Annotated in this window: 19 protein-coding genes and 4 tRNA genes; 20 read left to right on the forward strand and 3 right to left on the reverse strand. The window is 41.0% G+C overall.

Annotation, left to right across the window (positions count from 1 at the left end):
- Positions 1-10 precede the first annotated feature (10 nt).
- A complete protein-coding gene (locus tag ACFW35_RS00110; protein ID WP_066294416.1) occupies positions 11-745 on the forward strand; it encodes a DUF554 domain-containing protein in 735 nt (244 codons plus the stop codon).
- A gap of 41 nt (positions 746-786) precedes the next feature.
- Here ACFW35_RS00110 and yyaC read toward each other — a convergent pair whose 3' ends face one another.
- Positions 787-1419, reverse strand: a complete 633-nt coding sequence (yyaC, locus tag ACFW35_RS00115; RefSeq protein ID WP_379842884.1) for a spore protease YyaC — start codon at positions 1417-1419, stop codon at positions 787-789.
- Between the two features lie 220 nt (positions 1420-1639).
- Here yyaC and ACFW35_RS00120 point away from each other — a divergent pair, with 220 nt between their 5' ends.
- Both ACFW35_RS00120 and ACFW35_RS00125 read left to right on the forward strand, forming a co-directional pair.
- Positions 1640-2536 (forward strand): mechanosensitive ion channel family protein, encoded by an 897-nt coding sequence (locus tag ACFW35_RS00120; protein WP_379842886.1) that lies wholly within the window; start codon positions 1640-1642, stop codon positions 2534-2536.
- 2 nt (positions 2537-2538) lie between these two features.
- A complete protein-coding gene (locus tag ACFW35_RS00125) occupies positions 2539-2739 on the forward strand; it encodes a DUF951 domain-containing protein (RefSeq protein ID WP_379836938.1) in 201 nt (66 codons plus the stop codon).
- Here ACFW35_RS00125 and ACFW35_RS00130 read toward each other — a convergent pair.
- On the reverse strand, positions 2733-2891 hold the full coding sequence (locus ACFW35_RS00130; protein ID WP_379842888.1) for a hypothetical protein: 159 nt from the start codon (positions 2889-2891) through the stop codon (positions 2733-2735). The genes ACFW35_RS00125 and ACFW35_RS00130 overlap by 7 nt on opposite strands.
- A 231-nt stretch (positions 2892-3122) precedes the next feature.
- Between ACFW35_RS00130 and ychF the strand changes: the two genes are divergently transcribed.
- The 9 genes from ychF (at position 3123) to dnaB (ending at position 11480) form a co-directional block, all read left to right on the forward strand.
- Positions 3123-4220: a redox-regulated ATPase YchF gene (gene ychF / locus ACFW35_RS00135; RefSeq protein WP_379842889.1), complete on the forward strand. Its 1098-nt coding sequence runs from the start codon at positions 3123-3125 to the stop codon at positions 4218-4220.
- A 399-nt stretch (positions 4221-4619) separates the two neighbouring features.
- Positions 4620-4910 (forward strand): 30S ribosomal protein S6, encoded by a 291-nt coding sequence (gene rpsF / locus ACFW35_RS00140; RefSeq protein ID WP_066294406.1) that lies wholly within the window; start codon positions 4620-4622, stop codon positions 4908-4910.
- 21 nt (positions 4911-4931) lie between these two features.
- Complete coding sequence (gene ssb, locus ACFW35_RS00145) at positions 4932-5477, forward strand: single-stranded DNA-binding protein (RefSeq protein WP_379836936.1); 546 nt, start codon at positions 4932-4934, stop codon at positions 5475-5477.
- Between the two features lie 63 nt (positions 5478-5540).
- Positions 5541-5774, forward strand: coding sequence for a 30S ribosomal protein S18 (gene rpsR / locus ACFW35_RS00150; RefSeq protein WP_066294401.1), 234 nt, complete (start codon positions 5541-5543; stop codon positions 5772-5774).
- Between the two features lie 116 nt (positions 5775-5890).
- On the forward strand, positions 5891-6301 hold the full coding sequence (locus tag ACFW35_RS00155; protein WP_379842891.1) for a VOC family protein: 411 nt from the start codon (positions 5891-5893) through the stop codon (positions 6299-6301).
- A 169-nt stretch (positions 6302-6470) separates the two neighbouring features.
- The gene (locus ACFW35_RS00160; protein WP_379842893.1) at positions 6471-7415 is read left to right on the forward strand and encodes a YybS family protein; all 945 of its coding nucleotides are present in this window, start codon (positions 6471-6473) and stop codon (positions 7413-7415) included.
- 11 nt (positions 7416-7426) lie between these two features.
- Positions 7427-9400 carry a DHH family phosphoesterase gene (locus tag ACFW35_RS00165; protein ID WP_379842894.1) on the forward strand — a complete coding sequence of 658 codons (1974 nt, stop codon included), beginning with the start codon at positions 7427-7429 and terminating at the stop codon, positions 9398-9400.
- Complete coding sequence (rplI, locus tag ACFW35_RS00170; protein ID WP_226536831.1) at positions 9397-9840, forward strand: 50S ribosomal protein L9; 444 nt, start codon at positions 9397-9399, stop codon at positions 9838-9840. Before ACFW35_RS00165 ends, rplI begins: the two co-directional genes overlap by 4 nt.
- A gap of 275 nt (positions 9841-10115) precedes the next feature.
- Positions 10116-11480: a replicative DNA helicase gene (gene dnaB, locus ACFW35_RS00175; RefSeq protein WP_066294385.1), complete on the forward strand. Its 1365-nt coding sequence runs from the start codon at positions 10116-10118 to the stop codon at positions 11478-11480.
- A gap of 16 nt (positions 11481-11496) precedes the next feature.
- On the opposite strand, the gene ACFW35_RS00180 is transcribed toward dnaB, so the two are convergent.
- Positions 11497-11901, reverse strand: a complete 405-nt coding sequence (locus ACFW35_RS00180) for a UPF0158 family protein (RefSeq protein ID WP_379842896.1) — start codon at positions 11899-11901, stop codon at positions 11497-11499.
- A 219-nt stretch (positions 11902-12120) separates the two neighbouring features.
- On the opposite strand from ACFW35_RS00180, the gene ACFW35_RS00185 reads away from it, so the two are divergent.
- From ACFW35_RS00185 to yycF, 8 genes are all read left to right on the forward strand, one after another.
- Positions 12121-13407, forward strand: coding sequence for an adenylosuccinate synthase (locus ACFW35_RS00185; protein WP_379836926.1), 1287 nt, complete (start codon positions 12121-12123; stop codon positions 13405-13407).
- A gap of 392 nt (positions 13408-13799) precedes the next feature.
- Positions 13800-13875 (forward strand) — tRNA-Lys (locus tag ACFW35_RS00190).
- 16 nt (positions 13876-13891) lie between these two features.
- A tRNA-Glu gene (locus tag ACFW35_RS00195) sits at positions 13892-13966 on the forward strand.
- A gap of 31 nt (positions 13967-13997) precedes the next feature.
- A tRNA-Asp gene (locus tag ACFW35_RS00200) sits at positions 13998-14073 on the forward strand.
- A 153-nt stretch (positions 14074-14226) separates the two neighbouring features.
- A tRNA-Phe gene (locus ACFW35_RS00205) sits at positions 14227-14302 on the forward strand.
- 183 nt (positions 14303-14485) lie between these two features.
- Positions 14486-15061, forward strand: a complete 576-nt coding sequence (locus tag ACFW35_RS00210; RefSeq protein ID WP_379842898.1) for a glycerol-3-phosphate acyltransferase — start codon at positions 14486-14488, stop codon at positions 15059-15061.
- Between the two features lie 455 nt (positions 15062-15516).
- Positions 15517-16968 carry a peptidoglycan DD-metalloendopeptidase family protein gene (locus tag ACFW35_RS00215; RefSeq protein WP_379842900.1) on the forward strand — a complete coding sequence of 484 codons (1452 nt, stop codon included), beginning with the start codon at positions 15517-15519 and terminating at the stop codon, positions 16966-16968.
- A 197-nt stretch (positions 16969-17165) separates the two neighbouring features.
- On the forward strand, positions 17166-17870 hold the full coding sequence (yycF, locus tag ACFW35_RS00220) for a response regulator YycF (RefSeq protein WP_077360970.1): 705 nt from the start codon (positions 17166-17168) through the stop codon (positions 17868-17870).

Genomic DNA, 17870 nt, shown 5'->3' on the forward strand with positions numbered 1-17870 from the left:
GATAAATGATATGTCACTTTTAGGAACATTGGTTAACGGTATCGCAATCATCTCTGGAAGCTTTTTAGGTCTATTTTGGACAGCAATACCCGATCGAATAAAAGATACCATTCTTCAGGCAATGGCACTAGCAGTTACTATTTTAGGAATAGGCATGGGGCTTAAGAGCGAACAATTTCTTATCGTAATCGCCAGCCTGGCTGTTGGAGGAGCGTTAGGCGAGTGGTGGAATCTTGAAGAAAAACTGAACTCAGTTGGAAAATGGCTTGAGACAAAAGTAGGCAAACAGGATAAAGGATCTGTTGCAACAGGGTTTGTTACAGCTACACTCGTTTTTGTAGTTGGTGCTATGTCTATTGTCGGGGCTTTAGACAGTGGATTGAGACAAGAGCATGATGTCCTTTACACAAAGGCATTGATTGACGGATTCTGTGCCATTTTATTTACTTCAGCACTTGGAATTGGTGTGATGTTTTCTGCGATTCCGGTTGTCTTATATCAGGGTGCCATAACGTTATTAGCTACACAAATCGACCGGTTTGTGCCGCAAGAGCTCATGGACGCTCTTATTGTAGAAATTACTGGCACAGGTGGTATTATGATCGTCGCAATAGGTCTGAACTTGCTCGGAGTAGCTAAAATCCGGGTTGCTAACCTGCTTCCTGGACTTTTAATCGCAGGGATTCTTGTTTTTATTGTAGAAAAATGGGATAGCATTTTAGCTTTTTCACAGGGAATTCTATAAGAAAAGCCGCTTGTATCAATCGATATGAGCGGCTTTGTTTCTTATTGAATTTTATAAATGTCTTGCGAACGAGATTCTGTTTGGTGCATCATGTTTTTTTGCTGAATCTTTTTTCTCAGGCAAGCCATGTGAAGCGAATCTGCAATTAAATCAGCCATTTTCATTACAATGCTGAGTCTGGTATTCTGCAGAACGAAATATTCCATAAAACCGCTCACGTTTACAATTCCGGTTATATGCATATCTCCTACAGGCGGAAGCTGTTTGTTCACTCCTGCTCCGGGTTTGACAGGACCTTCATTAATGGAAACCATCCCAACATGATTTAACCGTCCCAGACAAGCATCAATTCCAATGATAAATGCTCCTGGATGTTCAGCTTCAATCATTTTTAGTTTTTCTTCGAGATTCACGGCATGAACGGGGTCATCAAGTGTTCCGTATACATGAAACGGAAAAGTATCTTTATTGTGAAGCTTAGTGCCAACGAGGGGGCCAAGCGCGTCGCCTGTTGATCTGTCTGTACCAATGCATACGATAACGGCTGGCTGGCGGCTCGATTCCGGAAGCATAGGTAAAATTTGTTCTGTGATTCTTAGTGTGGCTTCCTTTTCTTCGTGGTGCAATTTATATTGAATGGGTTTCCCTAGTCCTAGCTTCCGTTTGAGGAACATGACATCCTCTCCTTTATTATGGTACTACTTAGTATACGGAAGAATTCCTTTTCCTATACATGGTAGAATAGAATAATCAGACTTTTGTTTAAGGACTATACCCGTTTAAGCTATGCTCGTAACCGAATAAATTTTTCATACGCTTTTCTATGAATGACATTGTAATTCTATGTAAAAGCTGATTAAATAATTTCATAATCAATGAGAGGATGGGACTTCATTGGCAGGTACAGATTTACCTAAAACAGCAGAACAAGCCGTTACTATATTTTCAGATAAAGATTGGTGGGCTGGGATTGGTGCTACCGGACTGAAAATTGCAGCAATCATCGTTATTGCAGTCATCTTTAAATACATCATTAAAGCTGCAATCGCTAATATTTTTAAGGTGAGATTAAAATCACCTTTACGGCTTAGTGAAAAAAGAGAAAACACATTATTCAGGCTCTTAAATAACGTAGCTACTTATGTGATTTATTTTATAGCCATCTTAGCCATATTAAGTGAATTCATGGATGTTAGAGGCATACTGGCAGGAGCAGGAGTCTTAGGGCTGGCAATCGGTTTTGGTGCTCAAAACCTCGTAAGAGATATCATTACAGGATTTTTCATCATTTTTGAAGATCAGTTTTCTGTTGGGGATACGGTACGGATTGCTAGTTTTGAAGGAACGGTTGAAGAAATCGGCCTTCGGACAACAAAAATTAAAAGCTGGACAGGAGAATTGCATATCCTGCCGAATTCGTCTATCACAGAAGTGACGAACTTTTCCGTTCATAACAGCATTGCAGTAGTCGATTTAAGCATTGCGTATGAAGAAGATATCGATAAAGCACAAAGAATCATTGAAGATGTCGTTAAAAGAGTAAAACCTGATTATCCTGAAATGGTGAAAGATCCTGAAGTACTTGGCGTACAAATGCTCGGGGCTTCTGAAGTGGTCATTCGTGTAACGTCTGAAGTGCTTCCGATGACTCATTTTAAGATAGCAAGAGAGCTTAGAAAAACATTGAAACTCGAACTTGAAAAAGCGGGTATCGAAATTCCATATCCGAAAATGGTCACGTATCATAAAGAGGCAAATTCGAAAGAAAATAAGAACAAAATGGAGGGCTGACAATGCAGCAAAAAGAATTTCACCTTCATGATGAAGTGGAAATGAAGAAACAGCACCCATGTGGAACGAATCGATGGAAGGTTATTCGCATGGGTGCAGATATCCGGATTAAGTGTATGGGTTGTCAGCACAGTGTAATGCTGCCTAGATCCGAATTTGCAAAGAAAATAAAGAAAGTGCTAGCATCCCCAGGGGATCAATAAAACCATTTTTGAAAACGGCTGGAAGGAATCATCGTTTTAAAGAGTATTTCACCGATGAATTTCAAGATCTTGATCCACTTTTTGAAGGTGACAGCAACAGATGTTTCACGTGAAACAATGCTAAGATCAGCCGTTGCATTTTTTAATCCCACATCAACTTTTCCTGGAGATGGATGCAAAGGTATAAAAATGGCGAGCGGAAACACGTTCCATTTAATCGATGCTCAGCTGCAGCGAATCTGGAAGGATTTACAGAACCGGGTATTGCAACCCGGTTCTTCTTGTTTTTTAAAGTGATAAAACCTATAATTGGGAAGGATATTTTTTTAACTGAAAAGTCTCGGCTTCCCGAGCTTCATATAAAACAGAGGAGTGAAATAACAGTGGCTCTTACAACTGGAATCGTTGGTTTACCGAACGTTGGTAAATCAACATTGTTTAACGCTATTACTCAGGCAGGTGCGGAATCTGCCAACTATCCTTTCTGTACGATCGACCCTAACGTAGGGATCGTAGAAGTACCGGATCACAGACTTCAAAAGCTAACGGAACTTGTACAGCCTAAAAAAGTTGTTCCGACAACTTTTGAATTTACCGATATCGCAGGTATCGTAAAAGGGGCAAGTAAAGGGGAAGGACTTGGAAACAAATTCTTATCCCATATCCGCCAAACAGATGCAATTTTACAGGTTGTTCGCTGTTTTGATGATGAAAACATCACACACGTTCACGGAAAAGTAAATCCGATCGATGATATTGAAGTAATCAACCTTGAGTTAATCTTTGCTGATTTAGAGTCTATCGATAAGCGCATTGCACGTGTTGAGAAATTAGCAAAATCGAAGGACAAAGAAGCGGTAGCTGAATTTGCTGTTCTATCAAAAATTAAAGAAGCACTAATGCAAGAGCTTCCTGCAAGAAGTGTGGACTTAACACCTGAAGAGAAAAAGATTGTTCATGCGATGCACTTGCTTACAATGAAGCCGATCCTATATGTCGCAAACGTTAGTGAAGATGAGCTTCTTGAAGGAACAAATGAGCACGTTGAAGCGGTAAAAGAATATGCTGCTCGTGAAAATGCGGAAGTTATTGTAATCTGTGCAAAAGTTGAAGAAGAGATCGCTGAGCTTGATGGGGATGAAAAGATGGCATTCCTAGGTGAGCTTGGTATTGAAGAAGCGGGTCTTGATAAGCTGATTCGAGCTTCTTATTCACTATTAGGATTAGCAACTTACTTTACAGCGGGTGTACAGGAAGTTCGTGCCTGGACGTTCCGTAAAGGAATGAAAGCTCCTGCATGTGCAGGAATCATCCATACTGACTTTGAAAGAGGATTTATCCGTGCAGAGGTTGTAGCTTATGACGATCTTATGGATGCAGGCAACATGGCGGCTGCTAAAGAAAAAGGGAAAGTTCGTCTAGAAGGTAAAGAATACGAGATGAAAGATGGAGATGTTGTTCATTTCCGTTTTAATGTTTAATAAAAAAGGCTTTAGAAAGTGTTGATTTCCGCTCCAGGTGCTCCCTTTCCGCGGGGCGTGCGGTGAGCCTTCTTGGCGCTTTGCGCCATTAGAAGTCTCACCTGTCCCGCTGATCCCGCAGGAGTCTCGCACCTTCCGCTCTAATCAACTCAACGAAGTTTTTTATAAGAACCAATTTAAAAGCACTAATCCTGTCAAAACAATACAGTGAAAAACGGAGGAAAAGCAGTCGCTTTTTCTCTTTTTTATGCTTTATTTCAAAGTAAGCTTGTTTTATGCAACATGTTTTGATATAATTCTTTATTGTGAGTTAATTGTCAACAAATATTGTTTTTGATGATTTTCTCCTTGCCCGGAATGAATGTTTTGGGCCGCTTAGACCAAAAGGAGGTGAACGGAATGAAAAAGTACGAAATCATGTACATCGTCCGTCCGAATATTGAAGAGGAAGCTCTTAAAGCAACGAAAGAGCGTGCGAAAAGCATCCTTACTGATAACGGTGCGGAAATCGCGAACGAAAAGGAAATGGGTAAAAAGCGTTTAGCTTACGAAATCAATGACTTCCGCGATGGATACTACACACTATTAGACGTTGTAGCTCCAAACGAAGCGATTAATGAATTTGACCGTCTTATGAAAATCAACGAAGATGTTCTTCGTTTCATGACAATCGTAGACGAAAGAAATTAATCCTTTAAGGAGTGGTTCTGAATGCTAAATCGTGTAGTACTGGTGGGACGTTTAACGAAAGACCCAGAATTAAAGTACACTCCAAACGGTGTGGCAGTAGCTAATTTCACACTTGCTGTAAATCGGCCTTTTTCGAATCAGCAGGGTGAGCGTGAAGCAGATTTTATTAACTGTGTCGTTTGGCGAAAGCCCGCTGAAAACGTGGCGAATTTCCTTAAAAAAGGTTCTCTTGCCGGAGTGGATGGACGTTTGCAGACTCGTTCTTACGAGAACCAGCAGGGTCAAAGAGTGTATGTTACTGAAGTTATGGCAGAAAGCGTTCAGTTCCTTGAACCGAAAAATGCTAATGCTGGCGGTCAGCAATATCAAGGCGGCAACAACTTTGGTGGACCATCAAATGACCGCGGATTTGGGCAGCAAAATCAGAACCGCAGCTATGGAAGTGACAACGGATTTGGAGGACAGCAGCAACAGCAGCAGAACCCAAAACGTAATAACTTCAACGATGACCCGTTTGCAAATGATGGCACACCGATCGACATTTCTGATGACGATCTGCCATTCTAAACAACTAACGTAAACTATGAATCGGAATATATAAAAAATAAAAATTAAAGGAGGGGACCATCAATGGCTGGACGTCGTGGTGGACGCCAAAAGCGTCGTAAGGTTTGTTTCTTCACTGTAAACAAGATCACTTACATCGACTACAAGGACACTGATCTTTTGAAGCGTTTCATTTCTGAACGCGGTAAGATTCTTCCTCGTCGTGTAACTGGTACATCTGCTAAATATCAACGTCAATTGACTCGTGCGATCAAACGCTCGCGTTACATGGCTTTGTTACCATATGTATCTGAATAAGATCAAATAAAAGGAGCAGCGAGATTTCTCGCTGCTTCTTTTTTGCTTTTTGAAGGATACATGTATGGTTTTCGAGAAGAGTTAACGGAATAATATGTATAAGGGAGCGTTTATGGATGCAAAAAACGAAAGCAACGCCTTTTCAAATTCCGTATCTTCAATTACCGGTAAAAGATCCTGTTCGATCTGCTGAATTTTATAAAAATATTTTCGGGATGGAGTTTTCTTTTCCTTATAACCCTGCAGACGGTGCAGCTTATATGATGTACCGTGATAACGTCGCTGTTGGCTTGATCGAATGCGAGGAAATTCCAAGCTTTGATTTTATGAATAAAAAAGGCGAGCGGCAAGCAGTCCTTACGTTTGAGATTAATGATATCCACACATTTTATAAAGAACTTCAAAGTCAGGGAATCGAAACAGAAGAAATGACATTTAAGCCTGACGGGGGTTATAACTTTATCGTAAGAGACCCAGATGGGCATGCTTCACACGTATGGGGCGGATGGCCAGAGGAAGTAGTATAATTACCCCAAAAAACAGCTTATAGCTGTTTTTTTCTTTTATAAACGTGTACAATGTCACTTTTTGTTTACATCTAATAAAGTACGTCTATGCTAGAATTATCGTTAAAGTTGAATTACTGCGGTTATGTTACTACAATTAAAGCATATGAAGAATTTTATGAGGTGAATCATGCGCAATACTAAAGTGTTGGTTGAGGGTGCTGTCGTATCAGGCATTTACACTCTTCTTTTTTTAATGAGTATGTACATACCGTTTTTTAGTATTTTCTCTTTGTTTATTCTGCCGCTGCCTTTTATTATCTATCTCTACAGGCACAACCTGAAAGCGGGATTGCTTCTTTGGGCAGTAACATTTGGGGTATCCCTGGCATTCGGGGGGCCGAACGGTATAATTATTACCCTCTTTTCTGGATTGACCGGAATTGTGATGGGAGAACTTTATAGAAGAAAAAAATCTGCTTTTGCTGTTCTGCTTGGTGCCAGTTTAGCGAACCTATTAAACATGCTGGGTACAATTGTAATCGCACAAGTTTTGATGGGGATCAACTTTGTTAAAGAATTAGAGGCTCAGTTTCAAACTGCCATAGGGACTGCAGAAGAGTTTTATAGATCGAGCGGACAAGATCCTTCACAAATTGAAAAGTTTAAAGAACAAGTGGAATTGATTCCGATGATGCTGCCTACTTATATTATAGGAGGAGCAGTCATTCTTGCCTTTTTAACACATCTCGCCGCAAGAATGCTGATGAAAAGGCTCCGGTACGATATCCCTTCGTTTCCTCCATTTAGAGAGTGGAACCTGCCAAAATCATTTTTGTGGTATTATATTGTAGCGATTGTTTTAACATTCAGTACGCCTGACAAAGGTACTGCTTTATATATTGTAACGATAAATTTGTATATGATATTATCGTTTGTACTAATCATACAAGGTTTCACAGTGATTTTTTATTATGCCTGGATAAAGAATTGGAAGAGAAAAAGAATCATATTGTTGATTATACTATTATTTTTGCTGAACTCTTTCCTGCCAATTCCTCTGGAAGTCGTGAAATTCTTAGGTATAATTGATTTAGGTTTTATGATTAAAAAACGGTTGAAACCAAAACATTAGGAGCTGAAAATATGCCAAAGTTTTTGTTAAAACGGTGGCATGGTTATCCCGTCATCGCCTTATTTGTTACTTCTGTTGTGCTGGTCAGCATCATCACATATTTTCAATGGATGATCGGAATGGCAGGCTTCGTGCTATTAGGCGGCTTATTTTATTATGCCATGAAAGCCGAAGCAAGTTTTCAGGAGGAACTAGGTGACTATATTTCTACGCTTTCGCATCGCTTAAAGAAAGTGGGCGAAGAAGCGCTGATGGAAATGCCGATCGGGATTATTTTGTATGATGAGGATTTCAAGATTGAGTGGGCGAACCCATATATGGGAGCACTGATTGAAGAGGAATCCTTTATCGGGCATTCTCTAAACCATGTTTCAGAAGAGCTTATTCCTTATTTGAAAAGTGATGCTAAGGAAGAAGTTATTAAGATTAATACACATAAATTTCAAGTGAATTTCAAGAAGGAAGACCGGCTTCTGTACTTTTTTGACGTAACCGAGCAGCTTGATCTTGAGCGTCTATATGATGAAGAGCAAACGGTTATGGCGATTATCTATCTAGATAACTATGATGAAGTCACACAAGGGCTGGACGATCAATTCCGTTCGACGATCAATTCAAAAGTAACATCTGTTTTGAATGCATGGGCGAACGACAATGGCATCTTCCTTAAACGAACGTCTTCAGAGCGTTTTTTAGCTGTTTTTAACCAGCGCATTTTATATGAATTAGAAAAGAATAAGTTTAGCGTTCTAGATGAGGTAAGAGAATCAACGGCAAAGCAGAATGTTTCTCTTACGTTGAGTATCGGTGTTGCAGCCGGAACTTCTTCGCTGCCAGAACTTGGGCAGCTTTCCCAATCGAGTCTTGATCTTGCTCTTGGGCGCGGAGGCGACCAGGTTGCCATCAAGCAGACGAACGGAAAAGTGCGTTTCTATGGAGGCAAAACGAATCCTGTGGAAAAACGGACTCGTGTACGTGCTAGGGTTATTTCACATGCGCTTAGCGAACTAGTAGCTGACAGCGATAAAGTGATGATCATGGGGCATAAGAACCCGGATATGGATTCTATCGGGTCTGCTATCGGTATTTTAAAAGTGGCTCAAGTCAACGGGAAAGACGGTTATGTTGTTCTGGATCAATCAGATATCGATATTGGTGTTCAGCGCCTGATGGATGAGATCAAAGAAACGGAATCCGTCTGGAAGTTCTTTATCACGCCTGAAGAGGCACTGGATATTGCTACACGAGATACGCTTCTTGTTGTAGTCGATACACACAAACCATCGATGGTTATTGAAGAAAAACTGTTAACCAAGCTCGATCATGTTGTTGTTATCGACCATCACCGCCGAGGTGAAGAGTTTATTAAAGACCCTGTACTTGTTTACATGGAGCCTTATGCTTCCTCAACGGCTGAGCTTGTAACAGAGCTTTTAGAATATCAGCCTAAGAGGCTGAAAATGCGCATGCTTGAGGCGACAGCCCTTCTTGCAGGGATTATTGTAGATACGAAGAGTTTTACGCTTAGAACCGGTTCTCGTACGTTTGATGCTGCTTCTTATTTAAGGGCGCACGGAGCCGATACAATTCTCGTACAAAAGTTTTTAAAAGAAGATTTAAATACGTACACAAGACGCTCGAAGCTCATTGAGAGCGCTGAAGTTTATAAAAAAGGTATTGTAATCGCAAAAAGTACACCTGAGGATGCTTATAATCAGGTAGTTATCGCTCAAGCAGCAGATATTTTATTAGCGATGAACGGCATTCAGGCGTCCTTTGTTATTTCAAACCGCATTGATGGGAAAGTAAGCATCAGTGCACGCTCACTTGGGGATATCAACGTGCAGATGATCATGGAACGATTAGAAGGCGGAGGGCATCTGACAAATGCCGCATGCCAGATCGAAAACAGCACGATTGACGAAGCTGAAAGACATTTAAAGCAGATCATTGATGAGTATATTGAAGGGGGAGAAGAGGAATGAAAGTAATTTTTCTTCAAGATGTAAAAGGTAAAGGTAAAAAAGGGGAAGTAAAGAACGTTTCTGAGGGGTACGCACGCAATTTTCTTTTTCCTAAAAACTTAGCTTCAGAAGCAACGGCAGGTGCGATGGCAGCACTTCAAGGGCAGCAGAAGAGCGAAGAGAAAAAGCAGCAGGCACAGCTGGAAGAAGCTGAAGCACTTAAAGCAAAGCTCGCTGAAATGACCATTACCATTAAAACAAAAACGGGTGAAGGCGGCCGAGTATTTGGTTCTGTCACAAGCAAACAGATTGCTGACGGATTAAAAGAACAAGGCATTAAAATCGATAAGCGTAAAATCGAGCTAGCTGATCCGATTAAATCACTGGGATACACGGATGTACCTATTAAAATTCATTCGCAAGTAACAGGAACGGTTAAAGTACACGTAACAGAAGAATAAAAAAAGCCGGGCTTCCCCGGTTTTTTCGGTGTTTATAAAAAGGTTGTTTTCCTTTGTTGCCTTTGAAAGTGGTTGATTTCCGCTCCAGGTTGCTCGCTTTCCGGGGGGCGTGCGATGAGCCTCCTGGCGCTCTGCGCCTTTAGGAGTCTCACCTGTCACACTCGTCCCCCAGGAGTCTCGCATCCTTGCGCTCCAATCAACTTGCAGATGAAGATCATAAAAAGACCAGAAAGCAACAATTTTATAGAGAAAAAAGAGGAGAGGAGGAAAATAGAGTGAGTGATTTATTTGCCGACCGCATTCCGCCGCAGAATATTGAAGCGGAACAGGCGGTGCTTGGTGCTATCTTTTTGGAGCCTGAAGCTTTGATTACCGCTTCAGAAATTTTGCTGCCGGAAGATTTCTACCGAGCCACACATCAAAGAATATATCGTGTCATGCTGGACTTAAACGCAAAAGGAGAACCCGTTGACCTCATCACCGTAACTTCTGAGCTTTCCGATAATAATCAGCTGGATGAAGTAGGCGGCTTATCCTTTTTAACAGAACTTGCCGACAGTGCTCCAACTGCGGCAAACATTGAATATTACAGCAAAATTGTAGAAGAGAAGTCACTGCTGCGCCGTTTGATTCGAACTGCTACTGACATTACAGCAAACAGTTATGCCCGTGAAGAAGAAGTAGAAGCGATCTTGAATGAAGCGGAGAAATCCATTCTAGAGGTTGCGAACCGAAAAAATACGAGCGCGTTTACACAGATTAAAGATGTTTTAGTACATGCTTATGACAACATCGAAGCTCTTCATAATCGTAAAGGGGATATCACTGGGGTTCCAACAGGCTTTAATGATTTGGACAGGATGACCGCTGGTTTTCAGAGAAACGATCTGATTATCGTAGCAGCACGTCCTTCAGTTGGTAAAACCGCTTTCGCCTTGAACATTGCTCAAAACGTTGCTACCAAAACGGAAGAAAACGTTGCGATATTCAGTCTTGAGATGGGGGCTGAGCAGCTTGTCATGCGTATGCTTTGTGCGGAAGGAAATATTGATGCACAGCGTCTGCGTACAGGTGCACTGATTCCGGAGGACTGGCAGAAGCTTACGATGGCGATGGGAAGTCTTTCAGCTGCCGGCATCTATATCGACGATACACCGGGGATCAGAATCAATGACATTCGTGCGAAATGCCGCCGCTTGAAGCAGGAAAAAGGCTTAGGCATGATTCTTATTGATTACTTGCAGCTTATTATGGGAAGCGGGAAATCCGGTGAGAACCGCCAGCAGGAAGTTTCTGAAATTTCCCGTTCACTAAAAGCACTTGCGCGTGAGCTGGAAGTGCCTGTTATTGCCTTGTCTCAGCTATCACGTGGTGTTGAATCCCGTCAGGATAAGCGTCCCATGATGTCTGATATTCGTGAATCAGGTTCCATCGAGCAGGATGCCGATATCGTAGCCTTCCTGTATCGTGATGATTATTATGATAAAGAATCAGAGAGCAAGAACATCATCGAAATCATTATTGCGAAGCAGCGTAATGGTCCTACTGGAACAGTAGAGTTGGCATTCGTAAAAGAATATAATAAATTCGTTAACCTGGACCGGCGGCACGATGAAAGTGCCATTCCGCCAGGCGCATAAAGAAAGCAGCTGGATTTTAGTCCAGCTGCTTTTCCAATTCTGTAATCTGCTTTTCGGATAGCCAACTTTCGATGCGGCTTTTCACTTTTTCTTTTTGAAAGGCATGCCATTTGTCCGTTAAGTTAAGTTGCGCGATTGTTTCATTAAATCGTTCAAACGGGTTATTTTCATTAAGTGCATGCAATAATTCATTATGCTGATTTTGATTTTCAAATTCGACCATCCAGCTAAAAGACTCAACGTTCATCACTTTTGGGATCTCAATAAAACGTTCTGGTTCATCAGCATCTAAAAACTCGAGATTAGGCAATCCTCCTGGTTCAATCGCATCAAGAAGAATGACTTGTTCATTTTTATCTAAATAGTATATGTGGTTAGCTGCGTTATCCATATAAGCAACCATTAATTTTTCAATAAACAAAGAATGATACCTCCTAAACAAGGTGAATACTACAGAATACGTTTGAGTTTTTAATCTTTTGACTATGGGAATGTAAAAATTTTACGAACAAATATATTAATTATTGATTTAATGTTCGTGTTTTTCGTTGACTTTCGCGAAAGTTATTGCTAAACTAAGCATGGTTTTCAAGATTAGGCGATATATATCGCCAGTCGTTAATTTGATGGAGGTGCAACCATGTCATCAGTAGTAGTAGTGGGAACACAATGGGGAGATGAAGGAAAAGGTAAGATTACCGATTATCTCTCAGAAAAAGCAGAAGTAGTAGCAAGATATCAAGGCGGAAACAACGCTGGGCATACAATTGTATTTGAAGGTAAAAAATATAAGCTTCACTTAATTCCATCTGGAATCTTTTATAAGGACAAAATCTGTGTAATCGGAAACGGTATGGTTGTTGATCCAAAAGCTGTTCTTGAAGAGCTTGCATATCTTCACAGCCACGGAGTAAGTACAGATAACCTTCGTATCTCAAACCGTGCTCATGTTATCCTTCCTTATCATCTTCGCCAAGATATTTTAGAAGAAGAAAGCAAGGGTGCTAACAAGATCGGTACAACGAAAAAAGGTATCGGCCCTGCTTATATGGATAAAGCAGCGCGTATCGGAATTCGTATCGCAGACCTTTTAGACCGTGAAGTATTTGAAGAAAAGCTTGAGCGCAATTTAGCTGAAAAGAACCGCTTGTTTGAGCGCATTTATGAATCAGAAGGCTTTACGAAAGAAGAAATCCTGGACGAGTACTTTGAATACGGCCAGCAGATCGAAAAGTATGTTGTGGATACATCAGTTGTATTAAACGATGCACTAGATGACGGCCGCCGCGTTCTATTTGAAGGCGCGCAAGGCGTTATGCTTGATATCGACCAAGGAACATATCCTTTCGTAACATCTTCAAATCCGATCGCAGGCGGAGTTACAATCGGTTCTGGTGTTGGTCCATCTAAGATCAACCACGTTGTAGGTGTTTCAAAAGCTTACACAACACGTGTCGGTGATGGCCCGTTCCCAACCGAACTTCATGATGAAATCGGAAATCAAATCCGTGAAGTTGGACGTGAGTACGGTACGACAACTGGACGTCCGCGCCGTGTTGGCTGGTTTGACGCTGTTGTAGTACGACATGCTCGCCGTGTTTCAGGTATTACAGATCTTTCTCTAAACTCAATCGACGTTTTAACAGGTATTGAAACATTGAAAATCTGTGTTGCTTACAAGTACAAAGGCGAATTAACATATGAGTTCCCGGCTAGCCTTAAAGTACTTGCAGAATGTGAGCCTGTATTTGAAGAATTGCCAGGCTGGACGGAAGACATTACAGGCGTAAAAGATCTTGGTGAACTTCCTGAAAATGCACGTCATTATGTAGAACGCATCTCACAAGTAACAGGTATTCCGCTATCCATCTTCTCAGTTGGGCCTGACCGTGCACAAACAAACATGGTTAGAGGCGTGTTTGCTTAAAAATAATAATTAATCGAGGCTCCTTGTTCGCAAGGAGCTTCTTTTTCTGTTTTATAGACTTTTTTTCTCTTGTTAGTGTTTGTGTGAAGAAGACAAACCGAGCGAATGGTTATATGGGAAGCACACAGAAAATTAATTCCACGTTATTTTCAATAAACAAGGTTTTCGACAGCAAGTTAAAAAGTTTTTATGAAAAATAAAACAAAAACATATTGTCAAACCCTCAATATCGTGATAAAGTAACTCTTGTCGTGAAAAAACGACATCGTTCTTTTTTAGCAGCTCAGTCACGAGCGTTACAACGTGATTGATCTGCGAGTTGTCTCGACGGATACACTTACATACTTCGCTTTTAGAGGAAGAGACAGGGTACCGAGGACAAAAATTAGCACGAGCCATTAGCTCAGTCGGTAGAGCATCTGACTTTTAATCAGAGGGTCGAAGGTTCGAGTCCTTCATGGCTCACCACTTTTTTTCAAAAAGTGGCCCGTTGGTCAAGCGGTTAAGACACCGCCCTTTCACGGCGGTAACACGGGTTCGAATCCCGTACGGGTCACCATTTTTTATATAAATATTCTTCAGCTTCAAATGGACTCGTGGTGTAGTGGTTAACATGCCTGCCTGTCACGCAGGAGATCGCCGGTTCGACCCCGGTCGGGTCCGCCATTTTTTCTTTGGTAATTTTTTGGCTCGGTAGCTACGAGCGTTACAGCACGATTTAGCTGCGAGTTGTCTCGACGGATACACTTCCAAGAGAAACGTGTAGAGGAAGAGACACAAATTAAATAAGACCAAAAATTTTTGGTTTTGAAATTTTTTGGCTCGATAGCTCAGTCGGTAGAGCAGAGGACTGAAAATCCTCGTGTCGGCGGTTCGATTCCGTCTCGAGCCACCATTTTACTTTATATCCTAAAACATGCGGCATGCCTTTAGAGGCATGCTTTTTTTATATACTAAAGCTTGTTTTGAAAGCATACAAATGAAACAGGACTTTTTCTTTTACCAACAGGGTTATACACGTTTTGCTTCGAATATATTGTTATCAAACTGGGATGAGGAAGGCAGATGATTATACAAAATGGAATTTCAATGGGTGTTGTATTTAATCGCAAGTTACCTTGTCGGTGGTTTGATGACAGGATTCCTTGTAGCGAAAGTGTTAAGGGGCCACGATCTAAGAGTGATGGGCAGCGGTAACATTGGTGCAAGAAATGCTGGGCGTGTTCTTGGACCAGCTGGATTCGTACTAACATTAGCCGGTGACATTCTTAAAGCAGCTGCGGTAGTTTGGGCAGGAATTGAATTAGGTTTTCCACCCTATATTCAGTTGCTTGGATTTTTAGCAGTAATTATAGGACACCTTTATCCAATATTCCTTAGGTTTAAAGGAGGAAAAGGAGTAGCTTCGTTTATAGGGGGATTGCTGGTTTTTAATTGGCTGTCTGCCGTACTGGTGGGAGCTGCGTTCCTGCTGTTCTATTCCATTAAAAGAAGTCTTACAGTAGCTGGTCTTTTTGCATTTGCACTTGCCCCATTTTTTTATTGGCTGTTAGAAAAGCAATGGCTTGAAACTCTTATCCTCATTCCAATCAGTCTGCTAGTTGTATATGTACAAAAGGATGATATTAAAGAACGGCTCATGTTAAGGGAATAAAATAATTAAGAGCAATAGGAGAAAAGCACTATTGCTCTTTTTTTAATTGGCAGTTTTCATATTCATTGTTGTTTTTGAAAGTAGTTGATCTCCGTTCCAGGATGCTCGCTTTCCGGGGGGCGTGCGGTGAGCCTCCTGTGCGTTGCGCCGATAGGAGTCTCACCTGTCCCGCTGATCCCCCAGGAGTCTCGCACCTTGCACTCCAATCAACGAGTCAATGAAGAAATGAGTCGAAAGCAACAAACTTTTTATAAATAGCCTTTAAATCAAATTATTTACCCGGTTTCCCCCTTCCTGAAACATCCGGTTTTTTACAGTTGCATTACAAAATCCGAGAAAATCTGACAAATGGAATTTTAATATGATAGGATACAAAAGGGATTAAAGAGAATTTTGTCATAGGACAATAGACTTAGCTGAGATATAGCAGAGGATCTTTAGGGGGAACTAGAAGGGTGCAAAATCGAAAAACCACTGAAAGATTTATAAAAAAGACAGTGCCATTTCTTGTGGCGGTTATCTTATTACTAACAACTTTTACGATGAATTCATCGGTAACATATGCACACCATGATGATAACCAATTAATCAAGACAGTCTTTCATGTCTATGTAGATGGGAAGAAAATCGGGACAGTTCGTGAAAAAAGCGTCGTCGATCGCGCTGTAGAACAATATATTCAAAATGCAAAAGGCAAAAAAGGTGATTTTGCTTTTACATTAAATGAATCTATTGAACTTAAGCCAGAAAAGATGTTTAGACCGCAGTTTGATAATGAAGCTGTAAGAGAAGCGTTATCGAAAACGCTGTCAGTTTCATTAGAAGCTTACCGTCTCGTAATAGATGGACAAACTGTAGCTTATGTATCCAGTGAGAAAGAAGCGGAAGATATCCTGTTAAAAATGAAGCTGGAGCATGTTTCAAAAGAGGAACTTGATGCGATTGAAAAAAACAAAGCTGAAAATAAGGACGTTGAAATTCCTGAATTACAGCTAGGTGAAAGTAAAGTAGTAGACATAGACTTTTCATCGCCTATTTTAGTTAGAAAAGCTCAAACCTCTTTAAGTGAATTGGTTTCAGTTGATGAAGCGATTACTCGCATCAAGGAAGGTACGCTTCAAAAAAAGGAACACACCATACAAGAAGGCGAAACGGTAGAATCCATTACGGAAAAGTATCATCTGACAATGGATCAATTTTTTACGTTAAATCCGCGTTTTGTATTAGCTCCTGTTATCCGTATTGGAGAGAAAGTAACGGTTACAGAGAAGAAACCTTTTACAGAAGTTCTCGTTTATGAAGCAAGCAGGACTCAAAATGAGATACCTTTTAAAATTGAAAAACAAGATGATAATACGCTTGAAAAAGGCGAAATCAAAACCGTTCAAAAAGGTCAAAAAGGATTAGAGGATATTACGTATACCGTTAGAAAAACGAACGGAAAAACGATCCAAAAAGATATTTTGAACCAAGAACAAGTGAAAGCGCCTGTAACAGAGATTCAGAAAATCGGAACGAAAGTAATCCCTTCTAAAGGGACAGGCAGCCTATCGTGGCCAGCTGTTGGGGGTTACATCTCCAGTCATATGGGCTCACGCTGGGGACGCCAGCATAAAGGAATGGATATTGCCCGTCCATCGAATCGTTCTATCCTTGCAGCAGATAACGGAACCGTTGCGTTTGCAGGATGGGATGGGGATTACGGCAACAAAATTATCATCAACCATAATAATGGGATGAGAACGATCTATGCACATTTAAGCTCATTTTCTGTATCAACCGGGGATGTTGTGCAAAAAGGTTCTAAAATCGGTGTTATGGGATCGACAGGCCAGTCAACTGGTGTTCATCTGCACTTTGAAGTATATAAAAACGGAGTGCTGCAGAATCCTGAAGACTATCTGTAAAATAGGTGCAGTGCCTCCTGGGAAAGATTTTTTTCCTGGGAGGTTTTTCTTATTTGAATTTAAAGGTTTTCCCGGTATTATGGAGAAAGTTTCACTTATGATAAAATAGTAGAGATACAGCAATTTATACAATACTAACATTCAAAATTCATTCAAGCTTTCATTAAAATAGAGTTTCCGAAAAAAGGAGCGTTCCCATGGATAAGAAAATTCTCGTTGTGGATGATGAAAAACCGATTGCAGATATCCTGCAGTTTAATCTTGAAAAAGAAGGCTTCACGGTTATGTGTGCATACGATGGCATCAATGCGCTGGAAAAGGTTGAAAAAGAGAAGCCAGACATGATTCTGCTCGATATCATGCTTCCATTAAAAGATGGTATGGAAGTATGCCGTGAGATACGCAAAAAATACGATATGCCGATCATTATGCTGACTGCAAAAGATTCGGAAATAGATAAAGTGCTTGGGCTTGAGCTAGGTGCAGACGATTATGTGACGAAGCCATTCAGTACACGCGAGCTGATTGCGCGTGTTAAAGCCAATCTGCGCCGCCACCAGCAGGAATCTGAGCGCGAGGTAGATGAGAACAACGAAATTACCATTGGTTCTCTTACGATTCATCCTGACGCTTATATTGTTACAAAGCGCGGAGAAACGATAGAACTGACACACCGGGAGTTTGAACTGCTTCATTATTTAGCTAAACATATCGGACAAGTAATGACACGTGAACACTTGCTGCAGACAGTATGGGGTTACGATTATTTCGGTGATGTCCGTACTGTCGACGTTACGGTTCGACGTTTGCGTGAAAAAGTGGAAGATAATCCGAGTCACCCTTTATGGATCATTACTAGACGCGGAGTGGGGTATTACCTAAGAAATCCTGACCAGGAGTAA

This window comes from Fictibacillus sp. NPDC058756, from assembly GCF_042746035.1.
GTDB lineage: Bacteria > Bacillota > Bacilli > Bacillales > Fictibacillaceae > Fictibacillus.